The sequence below is a fragment of the Methanolacinia paynteri genome (assembly GCF_000784355.1).
GTDB classification, from domain to species: domain Archaea; phylum Halobacteriota; class Methanomicrobia; order Methanomicrobiales; family Methanomicrobiaceae; genus Methanolacinia; species Methanolacinia paynteri.
In genome coordinates this window covers 15,884-42,276 of record NZ_KN360926.1, presented here as the reverse complement: position 1 = coordinate 42,276, position 26,393 = coordinate 15,884, and the positions used below count along the sequence as shown (strand labels likewise).

At 45.6% G+C, this 26,393-nt stretch carries 33 protein-coding genes and 1 tRNA gene; 12 read left to right on the top strand and 22 right to left on the bottom strand.

Annotation, left to right across the window (positions count from 1 at the left end):
- Position 1: 1 nt before the first annotated feature.
- The 9 genes from METPAY_RS02640 to METPAY_RS02600 form a co-directional block, all read right to left on the bottom strand.
- Positions 2 to 298 (bottom strand): UPF0058 family protein, encoded by a 297-nt coding sequence (locus tag METPAY_RS02640; RefSeq protein WP_048148878.1) that lies wholly within the window; start codon positions 296 to 298, stop codon positions 2 to 4.
- A gap of 58 nt (positions 299 to 356) precedes the next feature.
- Positions 357 to 1,550, bottom strand: coding sequence for a DNA primase DnaG (dnaG, locus tag METPAY_RS02635; RefSeq protein ID WP_048148877.1), 1,194 nt, complete (start codon positions 1,548 to 1,550; stop codon positions 357 to 359).
- Positions 1,551 to 2,140: 590 nt separating this feature from the next.
- On the bottom strand, positions 2,141 to 2,458 hold the full coding sequence (locus tag METPAY_RS02630; protein WP_048148875.1) for a DUF167 domain-containing protein: 318 nt from the start codon (positions 2,456 to 2,458) through the stop codon (positions 2,141 to 2,143).
- 207 nt (positions 2,459 to 2,665) lie between these two features.
- Complete coding sequence (pyrC, locus tag METPAY_RS02625; protein ID WP_048148873.1) at positions 2,666 to 3,931, bottom strand: dihydroorotase; 1,266 nt, start codon at positions 3,929 to 3,931, stop codon at positions 2,666 to 2,668.
- Positions 3,932 to 3,986: 55 nt separating this feature from the next.
- Positions 3,987 to 4,988, bottom strand: a complete 1,002-nt coding sequence (gene hypE / locus METPAY_RS02620) for a hydrogenase expression/formation protein HypE (RefSeq protein ID WP_048148871.1) — start codon at positions 4,986 to 4,988, stop codon at positions 3,987 to 3,989.
- Entirely contained in the window at positions 4,975 to 5,322 is a 348-nt protein-coding gene (locus METPAY_RS02615; protein ID WP_048148869.1) for a hydrogenase maturation nickel metallochaperone HypA/HybF, read from the bottom strand. The genes hypE and METPAY_RS02615 overlap by 14 nt, the downstream gene beginning before the upstream one ends.
- Entirely contained in the window at positions 5,322 to 5,546 is a 225-nt protein-coding gene (locus tag METPAY_RS02610; protein WP_013329239.1) for a HypC/HybG/HupF family hydrogenase formation chaperone, read from the bottom strand. Before METPAY_RS02610 ends, METPAY_RS02615 begins: the two co-directional genes overlap by 1 nt.
- 48 nt (positions 5,547 to 5,594) lie before the next feature.
- Positions 5,595 to 5,678 (bottom strand) — tRNA-Ser (locus METPAY_RS02605).
- 39 nt (positions 5,679 to 5,717) lie between these two features.
- Positions 5,718 to 6,824: a hypothetical protein gene (locus tag METPAY_RS02600; protein WP_048148867.1), complete on the bottom strand. Its 1,107-nt coding sequence runs from the start codon at positions 6,822 to 6,824 to the stop codon at positions 5,718 to 5,720.
- A gap of 28 nt (positions 6,825 to 6,852) precedes the next feature.
- On the opposite strand from METPAY_RS02600, the gene METPAY_RS02595 reads away from it, so the two are divergent.
- On the top strand, positions 6,853 to 7,845 hold the full coding sequence (locus METPAY_RS02595; protein WP_048148865.1) for an archaeosine biosynthesis radical SAM protein RaSEA: 993 nt from the start codon (positions 6,853 to 6,855) through the stop codon (positions 7,843 to 7,845).
- A gap of 393 nt (positions 7,846 to 8,238) precedes the next feature.
- Here the strand turns inward: METPAY_RS02595 and METPAY_RS02590 are convergent, their stop codons facing one another.
- The 3 genes from METPAY_RS02590 to METPAY_RS02580 are packed head-to-tail and all read right to left on the bottom strand — an operon-like array spanning position 8,239 to position 11,055.
- On the bottom strand, positions 8,239 to 9,465 hold the full coding sequence (locus METPAY_RS02590; RefSeq protein WP_048148863.1) for an ornithine cyclodeaminase: 1,227 nt from the start codon (positions 9,463 to 9,465) through the stop codon (positions 8,239 to 8,241).
- Positions 9,466 to 9,505: 40 nt separating this feature from the next.
- Complete coding sequence (locus tag METPAY_RS02585) at positions 9,506 to 10,066, bottom strand: NTP transferase domain-containing protein (protein ID WP_169743629.1); 561 nt, start codon at positions 10,064 to 10,066, stop codon at positions 9,506 to 9,508.
- Positions 10,067 to 10,098: 32 nt separating this feature from the next.
- Entirely contained in the window at positions 10,099 to 11,055 is a 957-nt protein-coding gene (locus tag METPAY_RS02580) for a pyridoxal phosphate-dependent aminotransferase (protein WP_048148857.1), read from the bottom strand.
- Between the two features lie 239 nt (positions 11,056 to 11,294).
- Here METPAY_RS02580 and METPAY_RS02575 point away from each other — a divergent pair, with 239 nt between their 5' ends.
- From METPAY_RS02575 to METPAY_RS02560, 4 genes are all read left to right on the top strand, one after another.
- Positions 11,295 to 11,474: a ribbon-helix-helix domain-containing protein gene (locus tag METPAY_RS02575; RefSeq protein WP_048131031.1), complete on the top strand. Its 180-nt coding sequence runs from the start codon at positions 11,295 to 11,297 to the stop codon at positions 11,472 to 11,474.
- Between the two features lie 54 nt (positions 11,475 to 11,528).
- Positions 11,529 to 12,698 (top strand): cell division protein FtsZ, encoded by a 1,170-nt coding sequence (gene ftsZ, locus METPAY_RS02570; RefSeq protein ID WP_048148855.1) that lies wholly within the window; start codon positions 11,529 to 11,531, stop codon positions 12,696 to 12,698.
- Between the two features lie 366 nt (positions 12,699 to 13,064).
- Complete coding sequence (locus METPAY_RS02565) at positions 13,065 to 13,928, top strand: coiled-coil protein (protein WP_048148853.1); 864 nt, start codon at positions 13,065 to 13,067, stop codon at positions 13,926 to 13,928.
- A gap of 63 nt (positions 13,929 to 13,991) precedes the next feature.
- A complete protein-coding gene (locus tag METPAY_RS02560) occupies positions 13,992 to 15,143 on the top strand; it encodes a DUF373 family protein (RefSeq protein ID WP_048148849.1) in 1,152 nt (383 codons plus the stop codon).
- 423 nt (positions 15,144 to 15,566) lie between these two features.
- Here METPAY_RS02560 and METPAY_RS02555 read toward each other — a convergent pair whose 3' ends face one another.
- The 8 genes from METPAY_RS02555 to METPAY_RS02525 form a co-directional block, all read right to left on the bottom strand.
- On the bottom strand, positions 15,567 to 16,022 hold the full coding sequence (locus METPAY_RS02555; protein WP_052418624.1) for a hypothetical protein: 456 nt from the start codon (positions 16,020 to 16,022) through the stop codon (positions 15,567 to 15,569).
- A 57-nt stretch (positions 16,023 to 16,079) separates the two neighbouring features.
- Positions 16,080 to 16,358 (bottom strand): DNA-binding protein Alba, encoded by a 279-nt coding sequence (gene albA / locus METPAY_RS02550; RefSeq protein WP_048131029.1) that lies wholly within the window; start codon positions 16,356 to 16,358, stop codon positions 16,080 to 16,082.
- A gap of 7 nt (positions 16,359 to 16,365) precedes the next feature.
- A complete protein-coding gene (gene asd / locus METPAY_RS02545) occupies positions 16,366 to 17,385 on the bottom strand; it encodes an aspartate-semialdehyde dehydrogenase (RefSeq protein ID WP_048148847.1) in 1,020 nt (339 codons plus the stop codon).
- A 51-nt stretch (positions 17,386 to 17,436) separates the two neighbouring features.
- Positions 17,437 to 17,610, bottom strand: coding sequence for an indolepyruvate ferredoxin oxidoreductase subunit alpha (locus METPAY_RS14565; protein WP_084600658.1), 174 nt, complete (start codon positions 17,608 to 17,610; stop codon positions 17,437 to 17,439).
- Between the two features lie 81 nt (positions 17,611 to 17,691).
- Positions 17,692 to 18,453 carry a 4-hydroxy-tetrahydrodipicolinate reductase gene (gene dapB, locus METPAY_RS02540; RefSeq protein WP_048148845.1) on the bottom strand — a complete coding sequence of 254 codons (762 nt, stop codon included), beginning with the start codon at positions 18,451 to 18,453 and terminating at the stop codon, positions 17,692 to 17,694.
- Positions 18,446 to 19,321: a 4-hydroxy-tetrahydrodipicolinate synthase gene (dapA, locus tag METPAY_RS02535; protein ID WP_048148843.1), complete on the bottom strand. Its 876-nt coding sequence runs from the start codon at positions 19,319 to 19,321 to the stop codon at positions 18,446 to 18,448. The genes dapB and dapA overlap by 8 nt, the downstream gene beginning before the upstream one ends.
- A 6-nt stretch (positions 19,322 to 19,327) precedes the next feature.
- Positions 19,328 to 19,519 carry a 30S ribosomal protein S17e gene (locus tag METPAY_RS02530; protein WP_013329223.1) on the bottom strand — a complete coding sequence of 64 codons (192 nt, stop codon included), beginning with the start codon at positions 19,517 to 19,519 and terminating at the stop codon, positions 19,328 to 19,330.
- Positions 19,520 to 19,528: 9 nt separating this feature from the next.
- Positions 19,529 to 20,083: a thiamine-phosphate synthase family protein gene (locus tag METPAY_RS02525; protein ID WP_048148842.1), complete on the bottom strand. Its 555-nt coding sequence runs from the start codon at positions 20,081 to 20,083 to the stop codon at positions 19,529 to 19,531.
- A gap of 105 nt (positions 20,084 to 20,188) precedes the next feature.
- Here METPAY_RS02525 and METPAY_RS14560 point away from each other — a divergent pair, with 105 nt between their 5' ends.
- Entirely contained in the window at positions 20,189 to 20,371 is a 183-nt protein-coding gene (locus tag METPAY_RS14560) for a hypothetical protein (protein WP_013329221.1), read from the top strand.
- 4 nt (positions 20,372 to 20,375) lie between these two features.
- Here the strand turns inward: METPAY_RS14560 and METPAY_RS02515 are convergent, their stop codons facing one another.
- Together METPAY_RS02515 and METPAY_RS02510 are read right to left on the bottom strand one after the other, a co-directional pair.
- Complete coding sequence (locus METPAY_RS02515) at positions 20,376 to 21,419, bottom strand: DNA primase large subunit PriL (protein WP_048148838.1); 1,044 nt, start codon at positions 21,417 to 21,419, stop codon at positions 20,376 to 20,378.
- Positions 21,420 to 21,421: 2 nt separating this feature from the next.
- Complete coding sequence (locus METPAY_RS02510; RefSeq protein ID WP_013329219.1) at positions 21,422 to 22,165, bottom strand: DNA polymerase sliding clamp; 744 nt, start codon at positions 22,163 to 22,165, stop codon at positions 21,422 to 21,424.
- 248 nt (positions 22,166 to 22,413) lie between these two features.
- On the opposite strand from METPAY_RS02510, the gene METPAY_RS02505 reads away from it, so the two are divergent.
- The 6 genes from METPAY_RS02505 (at position 22,414) to METPAY_RS02480 (ending at position 26,321) form a co-directional block, all read left to right on the top strand.
- Positions 22,414 to 23,013, top strand: coding sequence for an RlmE family RNA methyltransferase (locus tag METPAY_RS02505; protein ID WP_048148836.1), 600 nt, complete (start codon positions 22,414 to 22,416; stop codon positions 23,011 to 23,013).
- The gene (gene moaA, locus METPAY_RS02500; protein ID WP_048148834.1) at positions 22,997 to 23,881 is read left to right on the top strand and encodes a GTP 3',8-cyclase MoaA; all 885 of its coding nucleotides are present in this window, start codon (positions 22,997 to 22,999) and stop codon (positions 23,879 to 23,881) included. The genes METPAY_RS02505 and moaA overlap by 17 nt, the downstream gene beginning before the upstream one ends.
- A 48-nt stretch (positions 23,882 to 23,929) precedes the next feature.
- Positions 23,930 to 24,439 carry a hypothetical protein gene (locus tag METPAY_RS02495; protein WP_048148832.1) on the top strand — a complete coding sequence of 170 codons (510 nt, stop codon included), beginning with the start codon at positions 23,930 to 23,932 and terminating at the stop codon, positions 24,437 to 24,439.
- Positions 24,436 to 25,620: an ArgE/DapE family deacylase gene (locus tag METPAY_RS02490; protein ID WP_048148830.1), complete on the top strand. Its 1,185-nt coding sequence runs from the start codon at positions 24,436 to 24,438 to the stop codon at positions 25,618 to 25,620. The genes METPAY_RS02495 and METPAY_RS02490 overlap by 4 nt, the downstream gene beginning before the upstream one ends.
- A gap of 105 nt (positions 25,621 to 25,725) precedes the next feature.
- The gene (locus tag METPAY_RS02485; RefSeq protein WP_048148828.1) at positions 25,726 to 25,995 is read left to right on the top strand and encodes a MarR family transcriptional regulator; all 270 of its coding nucleotides are present in this window, start codon (positions 25,726 to 25,728) and stop codon (positions 25,993 to 25,995) included.
- The gene (locus METPAY_RS02480; RefSeq protein ID WP_048148827.1) at positions 25,992 to 26,321 is read left to right on the top strand and encodes a transcriptional regulator; all 330 of its coding nucleotides are present in this window, start codon (positions 25,992 to 25,994) and stop codon (positions 26,319 to 26,321) included. The genes METPAY_RS02485 and METPAY_RS02480 overlap by 4 nt, the downstream gene beginning before the upstream one ends.
- Positions 26,322 to 26,393: the final 72 nt, after the last annotated feature.

Below are 26,393 nucleotides of genomic sequence, written 5' to 3'. Positions count from 1 at the left end.
CTCAGTATTTTTCATCAGGCATTTCATCTATCTCTTTCTCTGTTCTCCGGGCAAGTTCACTCATACGTGCCGCGATTCTCTTTGAAGCGGAAGGTTCGACGTCCTTCATTGCATCCGCGATCTCCTCCCCGAGGACAAATATCGCATGTTTGTGCTCCATCTTGCTTTTGTGTACCTGGTTGGGATTTATCTTCAGGGAATTGTAGTGTTCAAAAGATAAATTCGGGTTCTCGCTTTCAAGGTTTTCCTTGATAGTAAACATAAACTGATGGAGGGCAATTAACTCTTCCTTATGCATAAAGACCACACTCTGACAACTGTTTAAAAAGTTATAGTATTATTGTCCCTCAAACCATTTAAGGTATCTTCAGCAGCCTGATATTCACCGGCTTTTTGATTATTCCCCGGAAATCGGGAGCAGCGATGAAGTTTATCTTTTTTGCGGAAGCCATGTCGATTATCACCTGGTTTACGGTCTGGTCCGTGATTAATCCGTATGTGGATGAATTTACTTTCTTCAGGCCGGCTTCGATATCCGAAAAAGGAACTTCTCCGGTTGTTTCATAATCATCCGAAAGGAACCTCACAAGATTTTCCCCGTGCAGCTCTTCCATATGCCTGAGGAGAGTTTTGTCAACAGCGACAGCTTCTGATTCCACATCTGACGCTTCGGGTTTTAAAGCCCCTTCTTCAACGGAATGTACGTAAGATTCGATATTGACAGTCCCTCCTGCATCGGTTATAAGTTCGGCAGGGACCTTGTTTCTCATGGATTTTATGATCTCTTTTCGGGACATATCTTCTACGCTTCTGCCCCTCGGGCAGATGGCGACGTAGTCGATCTCTGCGACCTGCAACAGTTCTTTTAAGATCATATCTCCGCCGCGATCGCCGTCGGGAAACGCAGTCGCGGTTTTCTGCTCGCATAAGCGGCTGATGATTCCCGGGACCTTCGTCCCCTCTACTGCGATGGCGTTCTTTATGCCATAACGGAGGAGATTGATGACGTCGGCCCTTCCTTCTACGATAATTATCGCATCGGAACTCTCGACATTCGGGCCGGCAGGAAGTTTTTCTTCCCCTATCTCGACGATTTTTTCTATACGTGCATATTCCCTGACCTGATCGAGTATCTCATTCGTGTCGATAATTCCTTCTTCAAAGGATTCGATCAATATCTCCTTGGCCCTTCCGACGATGTGTTTCCGTTTTGAGATCCTGATATCCTCTATCTTCTTTACATTAAAGCGCCCGCTGCACGGACCTACTCTTTCTATTGTCTCAAGAGAAGCGGCGAGCACTGCTGTTTCCGCCTTATCAAGCGAGGACGAGATAAGAATCTCACCCTTCGTTTCGCCCTTTTTACTCTCACTTGCTACATCGATTCTTCCGATTCTTCCTGATCTCTGGAGATCACGCAGGTCCAGGTCTTCGCCGAGAAGTCCTTCGGTTTGCCCGAATATGGCTCCGATTATATCGGACTTCTCGACCACCCCCTCGATAGCGAATCCAAGGTGAACCTGATATTTTGTTGTTTCAGGTATGTACAATAATAATTCCTCCTGTAATGCTGTAATGCTGTGAATATTCCAAATACGTGAAATGTTAAATTCATGAAGCAATTCACAAATATTACTTAAAATTATTTAAATTATCTTATGATCTGAAGGACAGTCCCCCTTTCGAAACCCAAGGGGCGACCTTTGGTCACCAGATTAAAAATAAGTTAGAATATTGAATGGTCGATGGATGGAAAGAAGGAGATTATCTCTTGTTCCCATCCAACGGAGCAAGAGTTTTGTCACCCGGCCGAGGCTACCCGGAGGGTAGCGTCCAGGCCGGGTTATCACGATTGCGAAAGTTCGCGAAGCGGACTGAGCATAGGGCTGCCCCGTCAGGGGCTTATGCCCTAATCAAATCAGTATTCAGAGAGGGGGATGTTTTCCCCCTCCCTGTGACCCTCCCCCTCGTTGCGATAGGTCGCCTCGGGATGGACGAGCATCCCTCCGGTTCCAAAAAATTGCAATTAATTACCCAAAATAGCAACTCTCCCTCCAGATAAAAAAGTAATGTAACCAAAATTATTAGATTATTGTGGTAATTTTAAAAAGATATCAGAATCAAAAAATCCAAAAACAAGTTATTCCCCAAGATCCACTGAAAGCTTCCCCAAAGCATCTTCCAAAGAGATCCCCGAGATCTTTATTTTCTTCTGGCCGGAAGTTGAACCGGAGACAATCGCCACATCGCTTTTTTTAACCGAAAAATAGTCTGCTATCGTCTTTATAATCTCGGCGTTCGCCTTTCCTTCGGTCGCCGGTGATTTAATTCTGCACTCGATCGCGTTTCGCCATTCATTGTACCCTGCTGGGAAGACGGTTTTTTTACTACCGGGAGAGACATCAAGACTGATCAGGACAGCATCGCCTGACTGTAAAAGAGCGTCCCTGTAATTCATATATCTATTTAAGAATGAGTATCGCCCGGCATTTAACAAAATCGGATCACAAGTGGCATCTCGCCGTTCTTCACCATTTAAACCCTAACGCCGGGCTTTGATGTCTGTAGCGATTCCGGGTTGTCCCATGGCTCACATTAGGGCTTTAGTCCTGTAATCACCCGGGGACCTATATGAATCGCAATTTTCGACAGTATATATTGAAGTTTATTCTATATATCCGTCTCCAGGAATCCACTTGGGATTACCCCTGAAGAATTCCCCATCCGAATAAACGACATCTCCGCCAAGAATTGTTTTCTCCGGGAACACACCTTCCATACCCTCGTAAGGAGTCCATCCTGCAAGACTGTGAAGTCTTTCCGGATCGATCAACTCCGGGGTCTTCGGGTATATGGCAAAGTCTCCACGCATTCCCGGTTCGAACCCGGCGCAATTCATATGAAGAATCCGTGCAGGATTGACGGTTGTTTTATCGATGAGCGACCGGAGAGAGATCTTCTTCCTGTATACAAGCGCAAGGAAGAGAGGGATCATCGTCTCGACACCCGGGATGCCGGACGGAGCACAGGAGAACTCAGCCGACTTTTCGGCGATTGTATGGGGGGCGTGATCAGATGCAAGGACATCTATCCGGTCCCAGTACTTCCAAAGTTCCTGTCTTGTCTCTTCATCCCTTACCGGGGGATTTACTTTTGCAAAGGTATCGTGATTATCAAACATCTCCGTCGAAAGCAGGAGGTGATGAGGCATTACCTCAAATGTATTCTTCCCCGATACAAGATTCACGGACTCAGGGCAGGAAAGATGACAGAAATGAAGTCTCAGGTTTTTGGGAGCCATTTCGATTACTTTTGAGACCGCAAGCGCCTCACCTTCAGGCGACCTCAGTCTGGTATGTGCGAAGAGCGAATCATCCAAACCTTCCGTAACTGTCTCGGCATGGACCGTCGCAAGGCCACCGATCTTCTCAAGCTCCAGAAACGCCTGCCCAAGGAATTCTTCAGGAATTCCCTCGCCGTAGCTTGACGGTGCTGCAAAGATCTCCCCGAAGGCCGCCGCACCGGCACGATGCATTCCGGGAAGGTCCGCACCCTCCATTACACCGCCATTGATGGAAAAATTACAGAATGCCTGTTCCTTCGCTTCGGCAAGTCTGGATTCAAATGACGGAACATCCTTTACCGGGGGAATGCAGTTCGGCTGGTCCACGACATGCGTAACGCCACCGGCAAGAGCGCTCTTCGTACCCGTCTCCCATGTCTCCTTCGAACTTTGCGCCATTCCCCCTCTCATATGGACATGCATATCTATTGCGCCCGGAAGTACACGCAGTCCTGTGCAATCAATGATCTCTTCAGCCCGTCCTGAGGACCCGGAATGGACTACAACACCATCTTTTATTGAAATATCGACTACAATACCCGACGGGGTAGAGACATTTTTCAGGATTAGATCGCAATAACCGGACATAAAACGAACTCAGAAGATAATATCCATTAATAAAAATAAAACTGGCGATCGGTCTTCAGCAGACCCTCGGGACCGGATCGCCTATAGGGGGTTCGATAAACCTCTCGCCGCCTATTGAAGTCTCCATAATGACCGAACTCCCTTCGACTACATAACCGATAATTGCGGCATCCTGTCCATACTTTGACATGCGGATCGCCGCAAGAATCTCTTCGGCATCATCCGCTGCAACGCCCATGATCACCTTTCCCTCGTTGGCGACATCAAGCGGATTTATGCCAAGGAGTTCGGATGCGCTTGCAACCGACCTTCTCACCGGGAGATCTTCTTCCCTGATTCTTACCTGGACACCCGATTTTTCAGCCATCTCATTGATCGCATTTGAAAAACCACCGCGTGTAGGATCCTTCATCGCATGCACATCGCCTGCAGCCATCGCATTCTCGACGATATTCCAAACAGGCGCAACATCGGAGTGTATCTGTTCGCCGAGATCGAAGCCTTCTCTTGCTGTAAGAATCGCAAGTCCGTGATCCCCCAGGGTTCCGCTCGATAGAATCACATCACCGGGTTTAAGGCCGCAATCCCTTACAGGTTTTTCCGCGACCCCGATTCCGGCGGTATTAATTGCAATGCCGTCAAGTGCTCCCTTTTCAAGAACCTTCGTATCCCCTGTAACGATGGACGCACCGCACTCCCCAAGGGCCTCATCCATCGATTTCACGATCCTTTCAAGCTGCGGGATCTCGAAGCCCTCTTCGATTATCATTGCGCATGTCAAAGCTATGGGCTTCGCACCCATCATTGCAAGATCATTGGCCGTTCCGCATACTGCGATCCTCCCGATGTCCCCTCCCGGGAAGAAAAGAGGCCTTACAACATGGGAATCTGTAGTAAGAACGATATTAGAACCGTTGATTGGGATAACCGCTCCGTCATCAAGAGCTTCGAGGCCAATACCTCCGGCATTATTGTGAGTATATGCAGTCAAAGTCTTTCCAAGGAGTTCGGCAAAGATCGCGCCGCCGGCTCCGTGCATCAGGTCAATCGTCTTCATCTTCAACCTCTATCTCGATATTTGTAACCAGAATCTCCATACCCTCTTTAACAACAGGAAGCTTCCCGCAATCAGGACATACAAATCTCTCGTTTCCGGAATACCCGCATTCGCATTCGCTTTTGACAGGAATACTCGTACATTCAATCTTACAGTCCTTAAAAAGAGATTCTTCCTCGCACATAGTCTCGAACAGGAAGATAACCTGTTCGGGATTTATCATCGTCAGTTCGCCCACACCGACGTGAACCTTCTTTACTTTAGTTGCAAAATTGTCTTCCGCTGCCCTTTTCGCGGTTGCATATATATCATATGCAATGGAGTACTCGTGCATTATTCCTCCATTGCAGCGTATACTTCCTTAAAGACCTGTCTTGTCTGTAAAGCCTCTTCACGGCTTAATTTTTGGATCGCGAAGCCCACGTGAACAAGGACGAATTCTCCAACCTCAACATCGACAAGATCAATGCGAACCTCCTGTTGAAGATCACCATAATCAACTAAAGCCACATTGCCATCCTTTATCTCCAGCACTTCTGCAGGTATAGCAATACACATAATAGAAATCCTCCTCTATGAGGAATAATTATTCTTATTCTGGCAAAACGCCGAGAGAGAGATTTGAACTCCCGAGGTGCAAACACCAGTGGCTTTCAAGGCCACCGCCTTCCCGGACTAGACTATCTCGGCCCTCATATTAATTAAATCTACGAATTAAAAAATGTGGCGTTATTGCCTTTTAATGGCAAAGCCCGCGACCGCAAATGCAATACATGCTGAAATTAAAGCTATCCACATTTCAGGGCCGCTCTGCGGGTTTTTCTCATTTTCCAGGTTGCTGAAAATTTCTTCTGCATCGCTTGACACCTTAATCGATGATGCTCCATCCGCATACAAGGTTACATACCCGCTTTCCGATTCGTCTGCAGGATAGACCTTTACATAAACCTTGCCGCCTTCAACAGGGATAGTGACTTTTTCAGCCGAATTATCATTATGCTGATCAACGGTAAATTCAGCGAGATCTTCTCCTACATAACATACAACCCAGTTCTTTCCCGCTGACGTGTATATTTCAAGAATTCCCGGTTCCGTTTCTACTGTAAAATATGCAGGAGAACTGAACGATGAAAATGCCTGCGCCTGCATTATTGATCCGGTTCCTGTCGAAGACGTATTTGATGAAGTCGTAGGCTGCGGCGTCATAACACCCGGGGTCACTTCAAAGGTTACCATCGCTATGAGGCCGTTGTTGTCATAGAATGATGCTTCAAAGGTTCCTTCGGTCTCGATAGGGACGGATTCACTAAAATATCCCGATGAATCAGTACTTATCCACTGTTTCGGGTATACTATTCCATACGGGCCCTCGACAAGCAGCTGGACACCTGCAGAGCCGCGTGTTGCGCATTTCCCTGATATTTTAAGATATCCGTTATACTGCTGTTCGGAAGATGAAGTTATCACGATCTCCGAAGAACGATCAACGATCTCAAACATCTGGTTATTAGTAGAACTGGAGCCGAGATCCCCTGAATATTCGGTAGGAACTCCTATCTTATACGTTCCTGCACTAAGATCCGATGTCTCAAAATATGTACTCCAGTATCCTCCGTCCTGGATTGTTAATGAATTCCTTTCTAATTCTTTAATTGTTCCTTTCTGCTGGTACAGAGCCAGCTGCATCGTAGTTCCGGCAGGTAAATTACTTGAACCTTCAATATAGATATCTTCACCTTTATATATTGTTGAAGGAACTTCAAATACGAAGCTGTAAGCCGACGCCGATGCTGTTAGTGCTGCAACGATTAGCAGAACAAAGGCGATCCTTTTCATATCTAAAAATCAATCACTATAGCATTAAATGATATTGGATCACCAGGAAAAACCACTTGCAAGCTGGACGGGAAAAGACCGGATCGACGGCAAAATTATCGATTGTCTGACAATTATCTTCAAAACGGGAGGATGTTCCTGGAACCGCTGCCTGATGTGCGGATATAAATTTGAAAGGCACGACCATAAAGATCCCCTGTTTCTGAAGAACAGCATTATAAGTCAGCTTAACTGGATCAGCAATAATTATGAGACAGGTAAATTCGGGCTGATCAAAATATTCACTTCAGGTAGTTTTCTCGATCCTGTTGAAGTCCCTGAAGACGCCAGGAATGAGATACTAGTCAGGTTCAGAGATAAGATCGTTATCTTCGAAACACGTCCGGAATATGTAAATGATGAAGTTCTTGACGAAGTCGCAAATTCAATGAAACAGGATGAATCCGGCAGAAATTTCTATATCTCGATGGGGCTTGAAACCACTAACGATAAAATAAGAGAGAAATGCATAGACAAAGGCAACACTTTTAATGATTTCAGAAATGCTGCAGAAATCACAAAAAAGTATGGGGCAGGAGTGAAGACATATCTCATGATGAAACCTCTTTTCCTGTCGGAAAGAGAGTCCATAGAGGATATGAAAAAGTCGATACATGAATCTGCATCGTATTCCGATTTGATCTCGATGAATGTGTGCACTGTCCAGAGCAAAACCGAAGTAGAATATTACTGGAAGAGAGGTGCATACAGGCCGGCATATTTATGGAGTGTCATTGATGTCCTTGTCAATACCGATTGCGGAATTCATATAACATGCGATCCTGTGGGCGGCGGAAAGAAACGCGGCCCTCATAACTGCGGAATATGCGATTATGACCTGGTGGATGCAATCAATAACTATTCATTAAATGCAGACAGGGAATACCTGAAGGCCCATTTCGAAACCGATTGCAAGTGCAAAAATGAATGGGAATTTATTCTTGAAAACGAGAGACCTTACGGGATGCCCCTTACCAGTTAATTTTTAAATTTTTGTTGATCAGCAAATATGCCAGTCATTAAAAATATTGATATAAAACGCCCATGATGTGCGATTTCATCATACAAAAACCGATGAAAATCTACAAAACTTGTTGGAATCAAAACGAGAGATCTAAAAGTCTCCGGATTTCCAAACAAAGCTAAATTAAACAGTTCAGAGGACCCTTGCCGGTCCCCTGAGCGTGCAATGAGATGGTTATCTTAAGGCAAGGCCCCCAGGTAGGGGCCGTCCACCGGCCTTTGGCCGTGGGTGCCCGGGGTCGCCGGAGAAAGATATGAGACAGCAAAAAGCCAAAAAGTTAGGGGTTAGGGCAAGGAAATCTAAAGGATCAGGATCCAGATTTTTATAGTAAATATTAACAAATTCATAAAATTATTTTTTAAGTTCTCTAAGTTTTTCCGCAAGCAGCGGGAGGAATGTTCCCGCGTCGCTTACTACGCCTATGGCCTGCGAAGATCCCCTGTCATTAAGTTTTGTAACTGATGCAGGATTGATATCCACGCATATTGTCTTTACATATGACGGCAGACAGTTGCCGACAGCGACCGAGTGAAGGAGTGTTCCTATCATCAGCACCATATCCAGATTCCGGATGTACTTCCTCATCTCCTCCTGAGCTTCGATCACGTCTGTAATTACATCAGGAAGCGGGCCGTCATCGCGTATCGACCCTGCGAGAACAAACGGGACATTATTCTTAATGCATTCATACATGATTCCTTTTTTGATTATGCCTTTATCTACTGCCTGCTTTATCGATCCTGCCCTGATAACCTCGCTTATTGCGTAGATATGGTTTTTATGTCCACCTGTTGTAAGTTTTCCCGAATCAAGCTCCATACCCAGCGATGTCCCGAAGAGATTGTATTCGATATCGTGCGTGGCAAGAGCGTTGCCCGCGAACAAAACATCGATATAGCCCTCCCTGATGATCTCCGCCAGAGCAGGTGCTGCTCTGGTGTGGATGATCGCCGGACCTCCGACAAGTCCGATCTTTGAGCCTTTCTCTTTCATGTCGATCATCTGGGCAGCTATTTTGGAGATAATTGTTTCACTAGGCCGCTCTGAAGACACCGTATTCTGCATAAATTCGAATATATTGACCTTACGGGGCCTTTCAGGCGGTACAATACGTACCCCCTTTTCTCCAATGACCACGTAGTCGCCTTTCTTAAGATTTGAAAGAGGCGTACAAAAAGCCCTGCGGCTATCTCTATCAAGGACTATAAGGCAGTCCATCTCTATGTTTTCGACTTCAATCCATTTGCCGTTGTAATTCACAAATGTCGGATGATTCGTCGTCGAGTAAAATCCCTTCGGGACGATCTTATCTCCTTCGGCAGGTTCGCATACAAGCGATTCAACCTCCGGCATCTTCGCACCCAGGCGATGGAGTGCACTAAGAATCTCATCAAGCTGAATCTGGTCAGGGGCGGAGATCAACAGTCTTGCATAACTTACATCCTGCTTTTTCTTGCCGATTTCGAAGTTCATCACTTCAAAATTTCCGCCCATGTCGAGAACTTTATCAAAAACCCGGGTCATTATTCCGGAATCGATAATATGACCTTCAAGTTCTATTTCCCTGGACGTCTCCATATCGTTATTTGTTGGGCTTCCAATGACATTATATTTTGCATTACAGCCCTAATTTATCTCTTTCAATAAATTTGAGGAAAGATTCAAAATCTTTTTTGCAATTTACATTATAAGCAAGTTCAGGTTTTCTAAAAAGAAAACGGTACTCATCCTGGGCATCGTCCGCCATCGAAGCATCGATGATATTCAGACCGACAGGGCATGCAGGACAACTCTCAACATCTTCAACATAAGATGGAGTGCACCCGGCTTCAATAAAATATTCTTCCGGAACCCAAACGGAAAATGCCGGTTTTCCTTTTGACCGGTATGTTTCAAAAACCTCGCTGATTATATCGGCAGTTATTCCCGGAAGATCGGATACGCAGGAAAATACAGGACCTTTCAGAGAGGTTTCTCTTATACATTCAAAGAGATCTTCGACATATCCCGTGCCGGAAGCATTATAGGTATCATAACCCATCGCCCTGCACCAGTTCTTTGTCATAGGTACGAGATGCGAAGTAATTATAAGGATATCACAGCCTGCACCTATGAAAGCTTCTGCGACATACTGCAGCATAGGTTTTCCTGAAACTTTAACCAAAGGCTTTTCGCCCATATCAAGCCTTGACCCCGCACCGCCGGCCATGATTAAAGCAAGCAGGACTCAATCGCCTCCACAAGCTGTTGATTTTCGTCTCTTTTTCTGACTGCTACCCGGATACAGTCCGGAAGGCCGAACGAAGTGCAGTCCCTGACAAAGATATCATGATTCAATAGTGCCGCAGTAAAATCAGATGCAGGAACCGGGCATTTCAGGAGAATATAATTTGTACCTGAAAGAAGATATTCGAGACCTAGATCTTCAAATTTACCATAAAGCCACTTCTTTTCAGAAATTATCTTAATCCTGGAATCTTCAAGTTCGCCGTAATGCTTCATTGCCTCGATACAATAGGCAGCCGCAAATGAATTCACGGTCCATGGAGTTCTTACGATCTCAATATTTTCTATAAGTTCAGGTTCTCCCACCCCGAATCCGAACCGGATACCGGGAACCGCGAATGATTTTGTAATAGACCGGCTGATGAATGTCCCCGGTTTCCTGTAGCCAATAAGTGTTTCATCTGTATCCGAGAGATCCATAAATGCCTCGTCGATGAACAGTAGCCGCCCTTTTTCATATTCTTCCCCGGCGATCTCAAGCATCTCATCTTTCCGGATTAAAGAGCCTGTAGGGTTGTTAGGGTTGCAGATTACCCTTGCCGAATAAGGAGAATTTAAATCTACGCATGAACCGCCTGCAAGAGTCACAGAGAGCTGATATTCGCCGAATGTGTGCTTATCGAGGGCAACTTTTTCCCCGGGATTGAGAACTGTATGGAAATATGCTCTAATGATTTCAATCGAACCGTTGCCTACACATATCTCTTCAGTATCGCATCGGAAATTGCGGGCAATTGATTCTTTCAGTTCGTAATAGGAATCGTCCGGATATTCGGCTATCGAAATCGAAGAAGGGTCCCAGTCAATTTCCGGGGGATAAGGATTCAGGCTGGCGCTGAAATCAAGGAGATCCTTAGAGGGGTTTTTATTTTTAATCTGCATGGCCCCCCCGTGCTTTACTTTGGACAAACTTCCTGATTTCAGACTAATATTCCTCCTTTTTAGAAATAATTGGGTTTTCAGGGATAAAATTGTTTGTCGGCAGACGGTGTATTAAACCGATTAGTATTTATATAATGGATGTATATTCTATCAATGTCAGATTAAGTCTGACAAATGAACGACAAATGTCAGACAAAAAGCAGACAATTGTCTGTCAAATGTCAGACATAGTGATTTCAATGATGGAACGAGTAACGATAAGACTGCCTCCGCAACAGGTAGCAATGCTGGAAAAGCTTGTCGATGCCGGGGAATTCCCTACGGTATCAGAAGCTGTCAGATATGCAGTCAGGGACTTAATCGAAAGGCATGCAAATCGTGTGATAAGAGACAGCGAGCAGATCTCGTTTGAAATGTAATTCTGATTTCGGAGGATTCGGAATTAAAATTTGAGGAACAGGAGGAATTTGAAAATGCAGAGCATTATTAACGAAGCACTAAAACACGCTGAATTTGAACAGAATTATAAGAAGCCCGGGGTCATCGGAGATGATGATTTCGTAGGTCAGCCACGCATCGTCATCGTCGGCTGCGGAGGTGCAGGCAACAACACCATCAACAGGCTTTACCACATGAAGGTCAAGGGCGCTGAAACCATCGCGGTCAACACCGACAAACAGCACCTCGAGATGATCCAGGCTGACAAGAGAGTCCTTGTCGGAAAGTCACTGACAAAGGGTCTTGGAGCGGGAGGTTTCCCGGATGTCGGAAAGAGAGCGGCCGAGATGGCACGCACAACACTTGAAGGACTTCTCCAGGACGCAGACCTCGTATTCGTAACTGCAGGAATGGGCGGGGGAACCGGCACAGGTGTCGCACCGGTCGTAGCACAGATTGCAAAGGAGCAGGGAGCAATTGTCATAGGAATGGTGAGCTATCCTTTCCAGGTAGAAAAGGCAAGACTCATTCGTGCAGAAGAGGGACTTGAAGCCCTTTCAAATGCGGCTGACTCAGTTATTGTTCTCGACAACAACAGGCTGATGACATTTGTTCCCAACCTGCCGCTTGGCCAGGCATTCTCTGTAATGGACCAGCTTATCGCAGAGACCGTAAAGGGAATCTCAGAGACAATAACCGAACCGTCACTGATCAATATCGACTATGCAGATGTCAGGGCGATCATGAGCAAAGGCGGAGTCGCAGTAATGCTTGTCGGCGAGAGCAAGCAGCAGAACAAGTCCGAGAGCGTAGTCCACGAATGCCTGAACCACCCGCTCCTGGATATCGATTACAGGGGAGCGACAGGCAGTCTCATCCACATAACAGGCGGCAGCGATCTCACACTCTCCGATGCTGAAGATATTGCAAGCACACTGACATATGAACTCGATCCGCACGCAGATGTCATCTGGGGTGCCCGTATCAACAGTGAATTTGAAGGCAAAGTAAGAGTGATGGCAATTATGACAGGTGTCAAGAGTGCACAGGTTCTCGGACACAGCCAGGGAATGAATGCATCATCCATAGCACAGGGGCCGTTCGAGCGCAATACTGCACGCTCATCACAACCGCATAATATGTCCGGCGGAAGAAGGGCAGCAATGGAACAGACATCCGGCGGACTTATAGACTTCATAAGATAAAGCCATATCAATTCCTGCTGTTGCCAAAACGGGAGTTTCAACCCGGCAATATTTATTTTTGGCAGGCAGACAGATAATTTCTATTCTGAACCAAAGGCACATATTTACATAACATTTATTAATCACTAATTCTCATAATAGAGAGATAACTGTGTAATCCAAACATGGATCACATAGCTGAATAATGCAGAATCTCTTGATGATTCTGATGGACAGGGAGTTGAACAACGAAAAGCTTGATGAACACGGATTATTTTCCGGAAAATGACTTTTGCTTCGTTAATCTTAGACTCACTTTCCAAAGACATCAGCTATGCATAATCGATTTCAGGATTAATGCAGACTGGTTTAAGGATTGAGTTTACCATGTTAAATGAACTGATTGAGAAAAGAAAGAAAGTTCTTGCCGACTCGGAAGAACACAAAGAAAAAAGAAATGAATTAAATGCTCTCGCAAGCACCTTTGCACGGGAGAGAAATCAGCTGAACGGCCAGACACGCGAATTTGTCGATGAAGCCCAGAAGAACAAAGATCTCCGTGATGAAGCCAACAAGGACGTCCACAGGCTTAAGGACGAAAGAAATGTCCTTAACGAAAAGGCAAACGCTCTCTTTGAAGATATCGACAAATACAAAAAAGAGCACGGACCTGTAAGCAAAAACCGCGGTATAAAAGATCTTCACAAGCAGATCGACAAACTTGAAACAGATCAGCAGACCCGTGTCCTCACCAAAGAGAAGGAACGCGAGATAATCGAAAAAATTGAACAGCTCAAATCCCAGATCCGGGAACAGGAAGACGAATTTGAGCAGAACAAAGAGATCCATGTCAAGCTTCAGGAAGCCCGCGACCTCCGCAAGACAGCATCCGACCTCCATGACAAGGTAACCGAAAGTGCAGAACTTGCGCAGAAATACCATGACATCATGGTGGAATGCTACCGGAAGGCCGACAAATCCAGGGAAGCGGCAGACGAGTCCCACAAGAAATTCGTAGAGGCCCAGGAACAGGCGGATGAAGAACACCAGAAGTTCATCGCCTGCCAGAAGGAGATCAGGGACTTCGATAAGGTTATCGGCGGACTCAGAAAGAAAACAAAGAAGACAAAAGTCACGAAAGAGCAGAAGGCAGTACGCAAAGAGGCAGAGCAGGTCTTCCAGCAGTTCAGAAGCGGAGAAAAACTTACGACAGACGATATATTGCTCCTCCAGCGTGCAAAATTACTTTAAATCACTCTTTTTTTCTAAAAATATCAGGCACTTATTTATACCTCCGAATTGATTTCTAAATAGATGGAAAACATCAGGACACTGATACTTTGTGTCGATCGGGACGACGATATAGGGTTTAAAGCAGGAGTGACATCTCCACCCGTAGGAAGGGAGGAATGCCTGAATACTGCCGAAAAACTCGCAATAGCAGATCCCGAAGATTCTGACGTTAATGCGATATTCCAGGGAATAAAAACATATGATGAATTAAAGGGTAAAGGCGAAGACGTTTATATCGCAGTCATCGGCGGAAGCCATACCAATATGCTTGAAGGCGACAGGAGAATCTCTCACGATCTCGGGAAGATCGTATGGGATTTCGAGATCAACGAATGCATTCTGGTCACCGACGGTGCGGAAGACGAATTTATCCTACCTGTAATACAGTCCACGGTTGATGTAAAAAGTGTACAGAGAGTAATAGTAAAACAGATGCCGAACCTCGAAGGCACATATTACATCGTCAAAAAACTGTTCGACGACCCGGAAATTGCCAAAACAATTCTGGTGCCAGTAGGTCTGGCAATGCTTCTTTATGCTGTTTCAGTATTGCTCGGGTACCCCGGTATCGCAGTCGTCATTGTAGTTGGCGTGCTGGGGCTGTATCTTTTATTTAAGGGGTATGGAATCGACGATTACTTTGAAATTACACTTAGATCCCTGCAATCGTCATTTTTCGGCGGGAAATTTACCTTTGTTACATATATTGCAGCAATATTCATTGGTATAATGGGAATAATTATCGGACTTACAACCCTTCTGGAATGGTATTCATCCGACCAGGGAATCCTTCTCTATGCCCTCCTGTTTGTATATGGAGCCATATGGTACTTCACGGCATCTGCACTCATAGCTTCAATCGGAAAAATAATCGATATATTCCTCAATGAGATCAAGTCTCTGGGAAGATTTATAGCAATTCCTTTCTTTGTCCTGGCAATCGGAATTATTGCTTACGGCGCATGTGTCTACACTATTGCAATAAGTATGGATATTGATTTCCCGGTCCTTGGAGGCAATAGCATTAAATTAATCATATATACCACCCTAGGAGGCCTGATCTGTGCAGGATTCGGAATTTATCTCCAGAAATATGTAACAAAATGGACAAAAAAACTTTCATTGAATAATAAAACAACAGAAAAAGCATCTGATAAGAATAAAGCATTCTAATTTTTTTTATTTCATCTGATTATTTTGGGATCAATAGCAGGTTATTTGATTTACCTTCTTCCATGAGGATGTGGGCAAACATGCTACTCAAACAGATTTTGGTTTCTATGCCAGGATTTCAAAATTGATAAACTGTGTTCGCGGATCATTTTTTTTTGTTTAATTCCGGATAACATAGTGTCGAAACTGTAGTTATGCCTGACCCGGAGGTCAAAGTTTACATCAGGACAATAATACAGATAAGAGAAACATATCGCCCATATTTCTTATTCGCTGTATTGTGCAATCTAAAGATATCTGTGAAGAATTAAACAGGAGTTAATGCAGGACTTTTTAGAATACCTGACTGAGCCCTCTGAAGGACTTCCATAGAGATATGGATGTATAAACGCATCTGTTCAAACTATAATATTGAAAAAGAGATTAAGGAACTTCGTAGAAGTACCCGATGCCGGGGAACTCCTGTACCGAATCAAATGTCTTGGAACTATCCTGCGCTTTTATGGTCAGGTTGGGTATCTCCGTTTTGAAGGTCATTTCAGGGAACCAGTACGTTCCTTCCCCGTAATTATATGAATGAATATCTGAAGCAAAACTCGCATGGTTCATCCCGACAGATTCAAAACTGCAACTATCAAGATCGAATATTTCGCATAATTTTTGTTTTAAATCATTTTTTCCGAGTAGCAATACAAGGAAATCCACATTGTCATCCACCTGGTAAGTAACATTGAATGTGGCTTTATCCAGATCTATTACATCAATTGCTACCGATTCCACCTGAATATAACTATAACGGCCCATAGTTTCATTCGCCATTACAGGAGACACGAGAAATACGGCGAATAGTATGACCACAACCGGAAGCAATTTTTTCATCAGTAAATGTAATCAATCAGGCAATATAGTCTTTATGGTCAAAAGTTAAAAAGAGGATTAAATCCTTTTTAAGGTAATTTCAATGCTTGAGACATTGGTCTTACCGCTTTCAGTATCTACAATCTCAGTAGAGGTCAGAATATCAGATTTCTGCACATTTTCAAGAAATCTGTTCAGGGCGATCTCCGCCGTATCCACAGCCCTGGAAATCGCCTTCCCTCTCGCCTTTACCGATACTTCCTCTGCACCCTGATTGAACTGCGTCACTACTGCAAGAACATAGTTCATAACAGGTTTGTTTCCTACGAACACTGTGTTGTCTGACACTGTAACCATCTCCTCTTCAGAGAACTTTTTTGCTGACGGCCAGTTCCGCATTCATTACCGAAGCTCCGGCTGCTCCACGTATGGTATTATGGCCCATAGCTATAAATCTTAATCCCTCGCGCACACGACCTACAGAGACGGTCATACCATCCCCGCGGCGGCGATCGAGCCTGGGCTGCGGGCGATCCTGCTCTTTATCGAAGAAATGAACGGATTCGGCCGGCTGGGTCGGAAGACCTGAGAAAGGCGCCCTGTAATTTCTGAAATCGTCCTTTATCAGATCGGGCTCCTCTTTAACATCCGCCCATATAGCCAGCGTGTGGCCATCTATTACAGGAACCCTGTGGCAGCTGGCGCTGACGGAAAATCCGGCATTTTGTATAACTGACCCGTCCAGGCGCCCCATGATCTTCAGGGGCTCCGTCTCCATCTTTTTTTCCTCTGAACCGATGTAAGGAACGACGTTGTCATAGATCTCCATCGCCGAGACTCCCTGAAAGCCTGCTCCCGAGATTGCCTGCATCGTTGCGACACGGACATCGCTGAAGCTGCGGTTCCTGATCGGATTTAACGCCATTACCATGACAATTGTCGAACAGTTAGGGTTCGTAACGATGAAACCGTCACGGCCCCTGTCACGCTGGACATCAATCAGGCCGAGATGATCGGGATTTACTTCGGGCACGACAAGAGGAACATCCGCGTCCATCCTGTGGGAGGAGGCATTGCTGAAAACGCCAACGCCCGCATCTGCAATGGCGGTCTCCAGCCCTCCGGCAAGGTCGGCGGGAAGCGCGGAAAAGACCAGGTCGAGATCTTTTACACAGTCCACAGTAGTATCTTTAACAATTATTTCTCCTGCACTTTCCGGGAACGGTTCATCAAGCCGCCAGTTGACGGCATCACAGTACCTTTTGCCCGCACTTCTTTCAGAGGCGGTTAGTGTCTGCAGGTTAAACCACGGATGATCGGAAAGAAGCTGAACAAACCTCTGACCTACAGCCCCGGTCGCACCAAGTACTCCTACATTGATCATGGATTAGAAAAGGATAGGTTAACTTAAGTATAAAAGGATTATTTTCCTTTTTTACTCCATGTGGATTGCCTCTGCAGGGCACTCATCCACACAGGATTCACAATCTACACATGCATCAGCGTCAACGACGGCAATGCCATCCTCCATATGAATTGCTTCTGAAGGACAGACATCTACGCAGGTTTCACAGCCTGTGCATTTATCAGCGTCTACAACTGCTACCATTTTTAAAAACCTCGAAGAAAGTATGCCAATTAAAGAAAAATAAAGTTTCGATTGTTATCAATGAAAAAAATGCATTATTATTCAAAGATTAAGCACGTCGTTCATCGAATAAACGGCAGGACTCTTTCCATAGACCCATCTTATTGATCTTAATACGCCGTGCGCAAACACTGCGCGATCAGAGGCCCTGTGAGAGAGTTCGATCACTTCATTGTTGCCCGCGAAAAGAACGGAATGGTCACCTACGATATCGCCGCCGCGGATGACATGAACTCCGATCTCGTTGCCTCTCTCTCCGACCATGCCCTTCCGGCCGTACATTTCCTCCCTGTCGCCGACTTCCTGTTTGATGATATCGATTATCGTGTTCGCGGTTCCGCTGGGTGCATCCTTTTTGAAATGGTGATGGGCCTCGATGACTTCGATATCGTAATCGCCAAGCCTCTTCGCAGCTTCCCTCACAAGTTTCCAGAAGATATTGACCCCAACACTGAAATTGCTGGATATCACGGCGGGAACATTCCCTTCGATCATTGAATTGATCTCACTGCGCTGTTCGGGAGTAAATCCCGTGGTCCCGACTACAAGCGCTACTTTGTGTTTCGAGGCGGCACGGATATTCCCAACTGCAGCGGATGCGATCGTGAAGTCTACAAGGACATCAGGTTTCTTCTCCTCAAGGAACTTTTCAATCTCCGTGGACGGAAAAACTTCAACACCAAAAGTACTGCCTGCTTTTACATCTATCCCGCCTACAAGCTCCAGGTCGTCAGATTCATCGACCATCTTTCCTATAGTCTGCCCCATCCTTCCGAGGGCGCCGCATATTGCAACTTTAATCATAAAGGTTCAGAACCTCCTTCAATGAATTAACCTTCTCTTCCTCAAGATCGTCAAGAGGGAGCCTTAATGGGCCTGCCGCCATCCCCCGGAGTCCGACGGCCTTCTTTACAGGTATCGGGTTCGTCTCTATGAACATCCCCCTGAAGAGAGGGCCCATCTCGAAATGGATCTTTCGGGCGGCCTCAAGGTCTCCTGCCATGAAGTTTTCGTACATGGAAACCATACGGCCTGGCTCGACATTTGCGGCCACGCTTATGACCCCTGTCCCGCCGATGGCAAGAAGGGGAAGTGTCAGCATGTCGTCACCGGAGATCACATCAAAATCCATATCGATGGTTCCCTCGATGATCCTTGACATCTGCGAGAGATCGCCGGATGCCTCTTTGATCCCTACTATGTTCGGGTTTTCCGCCAGCTCGATTATAAGATCGGCAGGAAGATTCTGTCCCGTTCTTCCGGGCACATTATAGACGACTACCGGTATATCCAGATCGGCAAGCGTGTTGTAATGCTTGACAAGCCCGGACCTGTTGGGCTTATTGTAATACGGGCTGAGAACAAGGACACCGTCAGCTCCCTGGTCCTTTGCAGCTTTGGTAAACCTGACCGCTTCCACGGTGTTATTGGAGCCGGTTCCGGCAAGCACAGGCACCCTGCCGTTTGCCGTATCGATAGCCTTTGAGGTTACTTTCTCATGCTCCTCAAAAGTAAGCGTTGCCGATTCGCCGGTGGAGCCGCATGGGACAATTCCATGAACTCCTTCTGAAATCAGGAATTCAATATTGGAAGATAACCCGTCAAGATCGAGATCCCGGTTCAGGTTATCCCTAAAAGGAGTAATTAGTGCCGGATAAACACCCTCAAACATGAGGATTTATATGTTTTTTCTTCTATTAACTTTTCTCGTCACTGCGCCTGCAATTCTGTTGCGGACACGCTTTGAGCTTATGATTGCAACTTCGGATACTGCCAGTTTGTTCTCGTCGAAACTTCCTGTAAATTTGTCTCCGTGCTTCTCAAGAAGTTCAAGACTTGTCGCTTTGATGTATGTCGGTTTAATTGCCATTTACTCTACCTACAATATTTTATCATTTATGCGTTCTGAGAGCATAAGAATATTATTGACGACAGAGGCAGGATCTTCACCGAGAATTCGTATCATAGGCTCTTTTCCGACTGCCCCCATGTCATAGATTACGTCGGGCACGTCGTCCTCACTGCAGCACGAGGCAACACCCCAGTCCATGGTGCTGACACCCGCAGGTTCTCTGCCCCGGTCGAACGACCGGATTTCAAGCGGCATATCTTCCAGTACCTTAAGAATCGCATCGGAATACCGGACGTTTGCTGCGGCCCTCATTTCAGGATCGTATTTCATTGCCGTTATTATTATCCGTGCAACATGATCGCTTGCACCCATCTTAACGTCTCCTACCGGAAATACGGCATCTCCTTTTCTGACGATTCTTCCCTCCACCGCTGCAACATCACTTACTGACGTCGCATCGGGAATCGCGAACCCTATGTTCATTCCGACTTCCGGTATCAGTTTGGAGTTCATATATTCCGAGATCTTTCCGACTGCCTTTTGAACCGCTCCGATTACTTTCTCTTTTCCGTCCGGGCCCATGATAATTATATGGTCATTATACTTTATTTCATGAGAGGTCGCCGGAAATGAGATGACGGGAATTCCTACCTATCATTAATAAAGGGAATTTACCAATATGTATTCATGAATTCGGTCGTACTGGATGTATCTGTTGCTGCAGCAAGCCTTATCGTGTTAATACTTGCAGTATTTGCCCTTCCGATGGTTTTGCCGGCAGGATATGCAACACTTCTCGCCCTCATATTATTCATGGCATGCATGAGCGCAGGCGGATATTTAATCAGCAATACCTATAAGGCTCAATAAAAGATCAGGAATTCTCTTCTTTATTTTGACTGCTCTGAGGTTTTTCCTCATTATCTGCAGGATTATTCTTCTGGGCCTTCTTTCTTGCCCTGTAATATGACAAAGGATGGCTGATATTTTTGCAATAAGAATCCCTGTTTACGCATAATCCGTATGTCTTCATGGTCGGACACGACGGGGGAGTATACTCGGTTCCCCCGCTGCCCGAGATATGCTCGACCTGGTACATCGTCTTTTCCACATCGAAATCAGGGGCGCGTGTATAGACCTCAACGATCTGGGTGCTGTCCATACCGATTACATGCATGAATGCCGTGAGTGAAAACCGGGCGGTGTGAGGAATATTCGTTCCTTCGGTAACCGCGTTTATTATTGCCTTCATGCACGGAGGGAAGGAGTCTTCATCCACTTCCCCGAACTGTTCCAGGAGCATCTCCTGGTAGCCGGCGGAAAGTTCGTCAGTAAGGGATTTGAGCATGCCGCAGATCTCTTCACCCACCTTAAGGGGGAGCTGATCCTCGAGCATCGCCCGGATTCTCTCTTTTATCAGTTCATCATATTCGCTCTTATCGATCTTTACAAAACCTGAGCCGACATCCCTGTTTATCAGCCTCCATTTCGAATCGTGCAGGGTCGTGCAGAGACCGATATATTCGATGACAGGGATCTGGTTCTCGTCAGGATTAAGGCCGACTACAGAGGCTATGTAATTTTTTTTATCCGGCACTTCAGCCTGGAGAAAAAAAGAGGCCCTTTCAGATTCATAGCGGCATAAACGACCGATAAGATTCCTCTCGCTCAGGCATGAGATCAGGATCCTTGCGAATGCATATGACAAGATCTCCCACTCGGCCATATCGAGCCGGACATCATCGAAGTTGTAGTCGAATTTTATTGCTTTCTCAACCCTTTCAGCGCCTTTTTTGACAATGAAGGATTTTTTACCGATAAGAGAATCGATAGAGTAACCACTTTCGCCGACAAGTTTCTGGGCTTCTTTTAAAAAAGGATATTTTGCAAGGTCTTTCTTGTCGAGCTCAACCGGCATCTTCAGTCAGCTTCAATACGCGGTGCAAGAAGATATTCTACATGCCCTTTTCCGTCTGCGATGCTGAATACGAATTTAACAGGGTGATCCACACCGATATGAATCTCGACCTGATCGGATTTGCCCATAACCCTTCCAAGGTCCTTCAGGTAATCCAGTGAGAACAGAGATCTTGCCTCTGCCGGGATAAACGAGACGAGATCCTCTTTCGCAAGCTCATAATAGATGTGATCCATATCCCCGTCTGCCTCCATATAGAAGACTCCCTTGTCGGGATTTATACCGAATGCGATCTTATCCGAGACGAGTGCGGCTGCTTTGATCGAATTATTAAGCGCTGTACCCGATATTACGACCTTTCCCGGAAGGCTTATAGACGGGGGGTTCGGATCCTTGCGTACCGTATTCACATCCAGAAGCGCGATGGAGTATTTATAGCCCGAAAAAGACATCTCCATCTTATGGCCTCCTTCAGGGAGCTCAAGAGAAAGGATCTCATCTCTTTCCATCATTGCGACGATATTCTTCATCTTGTTGATGTCAACCCCGATCTCGTTCTCCGTTGCATTGTAAGAAGTAAATGCATTGGATGAGAGTTCGAGGGATACCATTGCAACGTTGGCCGTATCTACGGCACGCATCTTGAAGCCTTCAGAGCTGACGTGCATGCGGCATTCCGTAACCATTGCGGCCATTACATCTATTAATTCCTTAAAGATACCAGTGTTAATTGCTGCTTTTAACATATTCTACCCCGTAATCCTGAATGTTAAGATTAAACATATAGTGTTTATCCGTACATTTATTATATTATTCTTAAATTAGGCAGAGAAGAGAAATATATTTTGATTGGTTTTCGTGTAAAAGATCGGATTCGATATGAAAAAAGCGTTAAAAAAGTATGGCGATATGCCATGCACTTTCACTATGCACATATTGAATGATTTATATGAAGTGCTGACAAAATTTAAATTATACTTTAATCAGGAGAATTATGGGATCTCAGTGGGGAAAGGACAAATATTACAATAAATCCAGATCCGAAGGCTATCGTTCAAGGGCCGCATACAAGCTTCTCGATATCCAGAAGCGGTTCGCCATAATCAGGGATGACGACAATGTCGTAGATCTCGGTGCTGCACCCGGAAGCTGGATGCAGGTGCTGCGCGATATGACTTCAGGAGCTATTGTAGGCGTCGATCTGAATCCAATCGCCCCAATAGAGAATACAATACAGATAACAGGAGATTTCACAACTGAAAAGATACAGGAAAAGATCATCTCGCATATTCACGAGGTTAATGTAGTGGTATGCGACGCATCTCCCAAACTTTCCGGAAGCAAATCATACGATCAGGCAAGAGCTATAGGACTCAATCAGGAAGCATTTGAGTTCGCCCGCAGAGTCCTTAAACAAGGCGGAAACTTTGTCATAAAATCCTTCCAGGGAGAGATGTTCCCGGAACTGCTGAACGATATCAGGGGATCTTTCTATTCCGTGAAGGTCTACAGGACAACGGCGTCACGCAGGGGAAGCACTGAGACATATATCATTGCAAAAAATTTCAGGGGATACAATGGAGCACCTGATTGATCGCTATAACAGGCCGGTTACCAACCTCAGGATAAGCCTTACTCCTAAGTGCAACCTGAAATGTTCATACTGCCACCGGGAGGGAGAGAAAAAATCTGGCGGGGAGATCCCGATAGAGGATCTTCGCGAGATCTTCAGGGTCGCGGAACTCTTCAATATAAACAGCGTGAAGCTGACCGGCGGAGAGCCTCTTCTCAGGAAGGATATCTGCGAGATCATCTCCATGATCCCGGAAAGCATGCAGTCTTCACTTACTACAAACGGCACTCTTCTTGCGGGTTGCGCACATGACCTAAAAGAGGCCGGCCTGTCAAGGGTCAACATCAGTATAGACAGCCTGAGCCGGGAACGCTATAAAGAGATAAGCGGTGTCGATTCTCTCGACAAAGTTCTCGCCGGTATCGACGCGGCAATTGCTGAAGGTCTTACCCCTGTAAAACTGAATGTAGTCCTGCTAAAAGGGATCAATGACACCGAGATCGATGATTTTATTGAATTTGCAAAAACAAAAGAAAACCTGGTACTGCAGTTTATCGAACTGATGGATTTCAGCAGTGGCGAATGCGGGGGATTTGACATAAATAAGCTGGAGGAGGATCTGGAGACCAGGTCAAGGACCATAATTACAAGAAGGATGCATCACCGGAAGAAATACTGCCTCGAAGGAGCCGAGATAGAGATTGTAAAACCGATGCATAACAACGAATTCTGTGGGCACTGCAACCGGCTCAGGATTACATCGGATGGTTTCCTGAAACCGTGCCTTCTCAGGAACGACAATCACATCGACATAAGGGGAAAACGCGGAAAGGAGATGGAAGACCTCTTCAGGGCTGCAGTCGATGCGAGGGAACCTTTCTTCAAATAGAATGCTCATTTGCAAAAATATTTTTGAATTGTAATCCAACTGGTAGATATGCTTCTTGAAAAGAATGAATACCACCATGTTCTGGATGTTTTATACAGCAAATCTCTTGTCCTGGAATCCGTCGGGGATTTCAACCAGGTTTTATACTTCTACTTTATCGATGCAATAGCACATATCGACTTCTCGGTCTGCATCCTGGCATATAATTACCACAATGTCAGGAACAAGATGAATATGGAATATCTCAGGTGGAGGATCGATGAGGAGAAGAAAGGAGAACGGGCATTTTTCCCCGAATTTATCAACTGGCTGAAAGAGAATCATCCTGAAAAGTTTAGTTCACTCCCTTCGCTGTGGAGAGAGATCTACGACAACTCTACTCCTGCAGGATACAGGAGTTTCAGGATCTCAATCGATCCGGGCAGCAACCAGCCCACAACCACAAACCAGTTCCTTGTCTGGATCGAGGAGTTCTTCTCGAAAGATTTCATCAAGAGTATCTACAAAGGCGCCTCGCTCGATCAACTCTTCAATGAATTCATGGCGACTAAAAAATGAACGAAAGACCCGATGTTGTAGAATTATGCTCGGAGCTTGTAAGGATTGATAGTGAGAACCCTCCGGGCGATACATCGGCAGTTATCGATTATATACAAACCATTTTTGAGAATTTTGATATTCCGTTTTTTAGAACGGATCTTCCCTGTGGGAAGAGCAATATCCAGACAGTTCTTCAAAACCGTCCGCTTCTCCTCCTCGGCCACGTCGATGTGGTTCCTGCCATGCCAGAAGGATGGGAGTATGATCCCTTCTCGGCTAAGATCGTCGACGGGTACATCTTCGGCCGCGGCACTGCGGATATGAAGGGCGGTTGTGCTGCACTAATAACGGCATTTATTGATAAGTGGATAGAAAACCGGGATGTCCCTGCCAATCTCTGTTTCGTCTGCGACGAAGAGTCCGGCGGACCGTCCGGGACCAGACACCTGATCAAGGAAGGTCTTTTACAGCCCTGCGATTGTCTCATTGCAGAATGTACTCCGTCTCTTCACCCGTCTATAGGGCAGAAAGGAATTCTTAGAATGAGGATCGAGTTCACAGGAGAACCGGGACACGGTTCACTTTATCCGGAAGTCGGAGTCAGTTCGATAGAAAAAGCACTTGAATTCGTCTGCCACATAAGAGAAATAAACAGGAGAACCTATCCTGTTTCAGAAGAATTCGACTGCATTATTAAGGAATCCGGAAAAATTATTGGGAAAGCGACAGGCATTACTTCCGTTGAAAACATTTTGAAGAAGGTAACGTACAACCCCGGACTTATCAGGGGCGGGGAGAGGATAAACATCGTTGCACAGAAATGCTGTCTCGAACTTGAAATGAGAATCCCATGGGGATGCAGTCCGGAGGAACTTCTCGAAGAACTGAGTTCTATATGCACTAATGACAGGATAACGGCAAAAGAATTCTCTTGGCCGACGTATACGGATGAAAATTCCGATATTGTCAAAATAGCTCTTCAGAATATCCAAAAGGTGTACAAAGATATCCCGTCTCCTTTTGTACAATGGGCGGCCACGGATGCGAGATTCCTGAGGCGAAACGGATTCAATGTCATAGAATACGGACCGGGGGAGATCAATACGCTGCATGGTGTAAATGAGGCGGTTTCTATTGAAGAGCTGAAAAAATCCGTAGAGGTGTATAAAGGAATTATTCAGTGTTACACAGGCAGATAATAATTATAAAATTGTGTTTATTTTTTTGGATTTGTTAATTTGATTAATTTAATAACCCCTTGGATCTACGAAAATTATATATGTTAACAGCGTTAACTATGTATCATGGTAGTTGTTAACGCTGTGAACAAGACTGGGCTTCCGCCCTCCGCAAGGATCCTAATGAGGGTGCTTGATGACGGAAAGCCGCGAACGTTTAAGGACATGACGAACGAAGCCGACATAGCACCCCGTACTATACGCTATGCATTGAAGCGCTTAAAGGAGAAGGGCCTTATCATCGAGAAGTTCAACTTCCGTGACGCAAGGCAGGTTCTTTACCAGAAGAAAGAAGTGCCAGAACTTGGAGATTCTCCGGATGTGGCTACGGTATGAACCTGCCCCTCTGTGATATAATGACCTGTGACGAGGTGGTTAGAAATTATCTTCCGCAACTCCGTGCAGAACTTGTCTGCCGCCTCGTCGAAGAAAAAGGCATATCCCAGGCAAAGGTGGCAAAATGGATGGGCATATCGAGGGCAGCAGTGTCCCAGTACATGAGCAGAAAGCGCGGGTCCGGAGAGATCTATATTAGCATGGATCTGGATGACATTATCGAGTCGTGGGCCGACGGAGTGATAACCGGCGAAGGTTCAGTTACGATTTGCGATATATGCCGCTGCGTCCAGAAAGTAAACCAGATTACCAGAAAGCCGAAATAGAACCTCTTTAAATTAAAAATTCCTGCAATTCTGAAATTCTGAATTACATCACTATAAAAAGTGCAATTCCTT

Bases quoted from the DNA above. Each gene is read 5' to 3' on its own strand.
- METPAY_RS02640 (WP_048148878.1), bottom strand. From the start codon at position 298: ATGCATAAGGAAGAGTTAATTGCCCTCCATCAGTTTATGTTTACTATC.
- METPAY_RS02630 (WP_048148875.1), bottom strand. From the start codon at position 2,458: ATGAATTACAGGGACGCTCTTTTACAGTCAGGCGATGCTGTCCTGATC.
- pyrC (WP_048148873.1), bottom strand. From the start codon at position 3,931: ATGTCCGGTTATTGCGATCTAATCCTGAAAAATGTCTCTACCCCGTCG.
- hypE (WP_048148871.1), bottom strand. From the start codon at position 4,988: ATGAAGACGATTGACCTGATGCACGGAGCCGGCGGCGCGATCTTTGCC.
- METPAY_RS02615 (WP_048148869.1), bottom strand. From the start codon at position 5,322: ATGCACGAGTACTCCATTGCATATGATATATATGCAACCGCGAAAAGG.
- METPAY_RS02610 (WP_013329239.1), bottom strand. From the start codon at position 5,546: ATGTGTATTGCTATACCTGCAGAAGTGCTGGAGATAAAGGATGGCAAT.
- METPAY_RS02600 (WP_048148867.1), bottom strand. From the start codon at position 6,824: ATGAAAAGGATCGCCTTTGTTCTGCTAATCGTTGCAGCACTAACAGCA.
- METPAY_RS02595 (WP_048148865.1), top strand. From the start codon at position 6,853: ATGATATTGGATCACCAGGAAAAACCACTTGCAAGCTGGACGGGAAAA.
- METPAY_RS02590 (WP_048148863.1), bottom strand. From the start codon at position 9,465: ATGGAGACGTCCAGGGAAATAGAACTTGAAGGTCATATTATCGATTCC.
- METPAY_RS02585 (WP_169743629.1), bottom strand. From the start codon at position 10,066: ATGGGCGAAAAGCCTTTGGTTAAAGTTTCAGGAAAACCTATGCTGCAG.
- METPAY_RS02580 (WP_048148857.1), bottom strand. From the start codon at position 11,055: ATGCAGATTAAAAATAAAAACCCCTCTAAGGATCTCCTTGATTTCAGC.
- METPAY_RS02575 (WP_048131031.1), top strand. From the start codon at position 11,295: ATGATGGAACGAGTAACGATAAGACTGCCTCCGCAACAGGTAGCAATG.
- ftsZ (WP_048148855.1), top strand. From the start codon at position 11,529: ATGCAGAGCATTATTAACGAAGCACTAAAACACGCTGAATTTGAACAG.
- METPAY_RS02565 (WP_048148853.1), top strand. From the start codon at position 13,065: ATGTTAAATGAACTGATTGAGAAAAGAAAGAAAGTTCTTGCCGACTCG.
- METPAY_RS02560 (WP_048148849.1), top strand. From the start codon at position 13,992: ATGGAAAACATCAGGACACTGATACTTTGTGTCGATCGGGACGACGAT.
- METPAY_RS02555 (WP_052418624.1), bottom strand. From the start codon at position 16,022: ATGAAAAAATTGCTTCCGGTTGTGGTCATACTATTCGCCGTATTTCTC.
- albA (WP_048131029.1), bottom strand. From the start codon at position 16,358: ATGGTTACAGTGTCAGACAACACAGTGTTCGTAGGAAACAAACCTGTT.
- asd (WP_048148847.1), bottom strand. From the start codon at position 17,385: ATGATCAATGTAGGAGTACTTGGTGCGACCGGGGCTGTAGGTCAGAGG.
- METPAY_RS14565 (WP_084600658.1), bottom strand. From the start codon at position 17,610: ATGGTAGCAGTTGTAGACGCTGATAAATGCACAGGCTGTGAAACCTGC.
- dapB (WP_048148845.1), bottom strand. From the start codon at position 18,453: ATGATTAAAGTTGCAATATGCGGCGCCCTCGGAAGGATGGGGCAGACT.
- dapA (WP_048148843.1), bottom strand. From the start codon at position 19,321: ATGTTTGAGGGTGTTTATCCGGCACTAATTACTCCTTTTAGGGATAAC.
- METPAY_RS02530 (WP_013329223.1), bottom strand. From the start codon at position 19,519: ATGGCAATTAAACCGACATACATCAAAGCGACAAGTCTTGAACTTCTT.
- METPAY_RS02525 (WP_048148842.1), bottom strand. From the start codon at position 20,083: ATGGGCCCGGACGGAAAAGAGAAAGTAATCGGAGCGGTTCAAAAGGCA.
- METPAY_RS14560 (WP_013329221.1), top strand. From the start codon at position 20,189: ATGAATTCGGTCGTACTGGATGTATCTGTTGCTGCAGCAAGCCTTATC.
- METPAY_RS02515 (WP_048148838.1), bottom strand. From the start codon at position 21,419: ATGCCGGTTGAGCTCGACAAGAAAGACCTTGCAAAATATCCTTTTTTA.
- METPAY_RS02510 (WP_013329219.1), bottom strand. From the start codon at position 22,165: ATGTTAAAAGCAGCAATTAACACTGGTATCTTTAAGGAATTAATAGAT.
- METPAY_RS02505 (WP_048148836.1), top strand. From the start codon at position 22,414: ATGGGATCTCAGTGGGGAAAGGACAAATATTACAATAAATCCAGATCC.
- moaA (WP_048148834.1), top strand. From the start codon at position 22,997: ATGGAGCACCTGATTGATCGCTATAACAGGCCGGTTACCAACCTCAGG.
- METPAY_RS02495 (WP_048148832.1), top strand. From the start codon at position 23,930: ATGCTTCTTGAAAAGAATGAATACCACCATGTTCTGGATGTTTTATAC.
- METPAY_RS02490 (WP_048148830.1), top strand. From the start codon at position 24,436: ATGAACGAAAGACCCGATGTTGTAGAATTATGCTCGGAGCTTGTAAGG.
- METPAY_RS02485 (WP_048148828.1), top strand. From the start codon at position 25,726: ATGGTAGTTGTTAACGCTGTGAACAAGACTGGGCTTCCGCCCTCCGCA.
- METPAY_RS02480 (WP_048148827.1), top strand. From the start codon at position 25,992: ATGAACCTGCCCCTCTGTGATATAATGACCTGTGACGAGGTGGTTAGA.